The sequence below is a fragment of the Mesorhizobium sp. M0184 genome (assembly GCF_040322215.1).
GTDB lineage: Bacteria > Pseudomonadota > Alphaproteobacteria > Rhizobiales > Rhizobiaceae > Mesorhizobium.
The window spans coordinates 1-3621 of the sequence record NZ_JAMYSZ010000080.1; the positions used below are offsets into that span (position 1 = coordinate 1).

The window sequence follows — 3621 nt, forward strand, 5'->3', positions numbered from 1 at the left end:
TCGCCGCTGAGGGAGGGCGGCTACCCTCTCTCAGCGTTCCTTTCTGACCCATTCGGCAGCGAAAGTCATAAGACAAGCAATTCCACATCAGAGCGGTGCCAGAGTTCCAGCGATCCAGCAAAAAGCTTGAATGCTCTAAAAGCGCTTTGCGATTGAGCGGGTCAGGCGACATGACTTGGAGCAAAGCGCTGGACGTCGGCCTCTATTTGAAAACCCTCTCTAGTTCACTCATTGTCACTGTATCGTCAGACCTTTTGCAATACCAGACGATCAGCGCGATGGTGCCGATGGGAAATAATCCCGCAAGGAGCTGATGCCAACCGCTTCTGTTGATGTCATGCAGCCGGCGAGTGGTCATGGCAAGTGTCGGCAGAAGGACGGCAAGATTCCAAAGGGGCGAGATAATTTCATTATTTAAAACAGCATCAGCTATTATCGCAACGACAGAGATAATGAAAATGAAGAGATAGGAATACCAGAACTCCGAGCGGCCGGCTCTGCCCGAAAAAGTCACATAATTTCCGAAAAGCTTGAAATAGCTTCAGTAAAATTCATCTGATGCGGTATGTCCCCGAAACGATTGCTACCAGCTGGCGGTGCTCTTAAAACGAGCACCAATGGCAAGCCGATAAGGACCAAAACTATCAGCCAATGCCATATAGAAAAACTCCCCATCTTTCCCCCCTCTACCGCAGTTTCGCGGAAATATTGATCTTGCTTACCCTACCAAGAATCAATTTCGGATTGCGCCCGACAGGCAACTTACACCTCAGAATATCGATGTAAACATCGGATTTTTGACCGAACTCTCCTGCTATTCAGAGCGATAATCAGACGCCGCTAAAACGCGCCGCTTCGAAACGGCACCATGTGACGCGTTCTATGCTTTGTTTTGATGCAATCGTGGACGGAAAGCCGTTTCACATCGTCCTGGAATTGCTTTAGTTCACGCCCTTTGGCACGTTTTCGGGCGGTACCGTGTCGACCACCTTCTGGCGGTGGAAGATGAACAGGCCGGCCAGTACGACGATGGCCGAGCCGACCAGGATGCGCGGCCCAGGCACATCGCCGAAGAAGGCCAGGCCGAAGACCACTGCCCACAATAGCAGGCTGTAATGCAGCGGCGCCAAGGTCGAGGCAGGGGCAAGCTTCAACGCCCGGGTGATCATCAGGTGCGCGCCGCAGGAGACGACGCCGAGAAGCAGCATGGCGCCGAAATCGAGCGATGACGGCGTCTTCCAACTGCCGACGGTCAACGCAGCGCCGACCAGCAGCGTGCCGACGGTCTGCCAGGTGACCAGCGAGGTGTCGCTGGTGCCGCGCAGCCGCCGATTGAGGATGATGGCGAAGGCAAATGAAATGCTGCCGGCGAGCGCGAGCATCGACGACAGGGAGAACGCGGCCGAGGATGGCTTCAGCATGATCAGCACGCCGCAGAAACCGACCAGGATAGCCGCCCAGCGGCGCCAGCCGACCCTTTCGCCGAGCAGGAAGTGCGACAGCGTCGCGACATAGATCGGCCCGGCCATGTAAAAACTCATCACATCGGCGAGCGGCAGATAGACGACCGCCGCGTAGAACAGCGCCGTGTCGAGCGTCGTCATCACCACGCGAAGCAGCTGCAGCTCCGGCCGCTCCATGCGAAACAGCTTGGCCGCACCCTGATGTGCAATCATCGGCCCGAGTATGAAAAACGCTCCGATCGAGCGGATCAGCACGACCTGGCCGACGGAAAAACTGGCGACCAGCCACTTGCCCATCGCGTCGTTCAGCGCAAACAGGAAGTCGCCGGCGAGCATCAGCAGGATACCGGCCAGCAGCACGTTCATGATCGTTGAGTACTGGGCTGCGGGCTGCGCCATTCCGTTACCGGTTCCTCGCCGTGGGGTACGGTGACCCGCGTCGTAGTCGCAAGCTGCGGCCATGACGAGGCGAAAATCGAGAATTCGGTAAGACCAGCGCCGGAAATCGGCTGGACTAATGCATGTCGCGCAAAAGTGTGCAGCGGTTTTGCGATAACGACACGCTTAAAAACAAGACCTTAAAGCGCGTCGCGTGGGTCCGTTCAAACGCGACGCGCTTTAAGCGTGGCGCCGGTTCACCGTGCCCGGCCTTCCGGCGATCGAAAGCCGCGTGTCCTGCCGGCTGCGCTCGGCCACCACCTTGCCCCTGGCGATGACGCAGAGACGCTCTGGGCGCAGGCGCAGCGCCTCGACTGGGTTGCCGGCATCGAGAACGACCAGGCTGGCGCGCTTGCCGACCGCCAGGCCAAGGTGGTCGAGGCCCATGATGGCGGCATTGACGTTGGTGACCATGTCGAAGCAGCGCGCCATCTCGGCCGGGCTCGACATCTGCGCGACATGCAGGCCCATGAAGGCGACGTCGAGCATGTCTGCGGTGCCCAGCGAATACCAGGGGTCGAGCACGCAATCCTGGCCCCAGCCGACGCGGATGCCTTGCGCCAGCATCTCCTTGACCCGCGTCAGTCCGCGGCGCTTGGGAAAGGTGTCGTGGCGGCCCTGCAGCATGATGTTGATCAGCGGATTGGGGATCGCCGAAACGCCGGCCTCGGCAATCAGCGGCAATAGCTTCGAAACGTAGTAATTATCCATCGAATGCATCGATGTCAGGTGCGAGCCGGCCACTCTGCCCTGCAACCCGAGCCGCTGCGTCTCATAGGCAAGCTGCTCGATGTGGCGCGACAGCGGATCGTCGGTCTCGTCGCAATGCAAGTCGACCATCAGGCCGCGCTTCGCCGCGATTTCGCAGAGCTCGGTGACGGAGCGCGTGCCGTCGGCCATTGTGCGCTCGAAATGCGGAATGCCGCCGACGACATCGACGCCTATGTCGAGCGCCCGGATGGTGTTGTCGCGCGCCGTCGGCGAGCGGTAAAACCCGTCCTGCGGGAAGGCGACCAGCTGCAGGTCGATATAGGGGCCAACCGTCTTCTTCACGTCGAGCAGCGCCTCGACCGCCAGCAGGCGGTCGTCGCAAACATCGACATGGGTGCGGATGGCGAGCAGGCCCATCGACACCGCCCAGTCGCAATAGGCGAGCGCACGGTCGCGCACCGCTTCGTGGGTCAGAAGCGGCTTCAACTCGCCCCAAAGCGAGATGCCTTCGAGCAGCGTGCCCGAGACATTGATGCGCGGAATGCCGAGCGAAAGCGTGGCGTCCATATGGAAATGCGGATCGACGAAGGGCGGCGAGACCAGATTGCCATGGGCATCGATCGCCGTGCCGGCGCTGACGTTCAGCTCGGGCTCTATCGCTGCGATCGTTTCGCCGACGATGCCGATATCCGCGATCCTGCCGTCGGGCAGCGTCCCGCCGCGCACCACAAGGTCAAAATCCATCTAGCGCCACCTCGTTCAAAAAAGCCGTTTCTTTCCATGCAGCGTGCTGCCGCAAGGCGGAACCTTCAGGCGCGGCCCTTCCCTTCTCCCCTTGTGGGAGAAGGTAGCCGCGAAGCGGCCGGATGAGGGGTGTTCCAGCTTGGCGCCGGCGCACTCCGTCCAGAACCCCTCATCCGTCTCGGCGCTGCGCGCCAATCCACCTTCTCCCACAAGGAGGGCTTTGCACGGGGAAGCGAAATCCTGGTTGGTGAGTTAATGGGGCTTT

Annotated in this window: 2 protein-coding genes and 1 pseudogene; all 3 read right to left on the bottom strand. The window is 60.0% G+C overall.

Annotated features, from left to right (window positions below; genetic code table 11):
• Positions 1-202 precede the first annotated feature (202 nt).
• Positions 203-675: pseudogene (locus NKJ23_RS34280) on the bottom strand (DUF805 domain-containing protein).
• 266 nt (positions 676-941) lie between these two features.
• Positions 942-1862 (bottom strand): DMT family transporter, encoded by a 921-nt coding sequence (locus tag NKJ23_RS34285; protein WP_352685146.1) that lies wholly within the window; start codon positions 1860-1862, stop codon positions 942-944.
• A 219-nt stretch (positions 1863-2081) separates the two neighbouring features.
• Complete coding sequence (locus NKJ23_RS34290; protein ID WP_352469954.1) at positions 2082-3356, bottom strand: amidohydrolase family protein; 1275 nt, start codon at positions 3354-3356, stop codon at positions 2082-2084.
• Between the last annotated feature and the right edge of the window lie 265 nt (positions 3357-3621).

Bases quoted from the DNA above. Each gene is read 5' to 3' on its own strand.
- NKJ23_RS34285 (WP_352685146.1), bottom strand. From the start codon at position 1,862: ATGGCGCAGCCCGCAGCCCAGTACTCAACGATCATGAACGTGCTGCTG.
- NKJ23_RS34290 (WP_352469954.1), bottom strand. From the start codon at position 3,356: ATGGATTTTGACCTTGTGGTGCGCGGCGGGACGCTGCCCGACGGCAGG.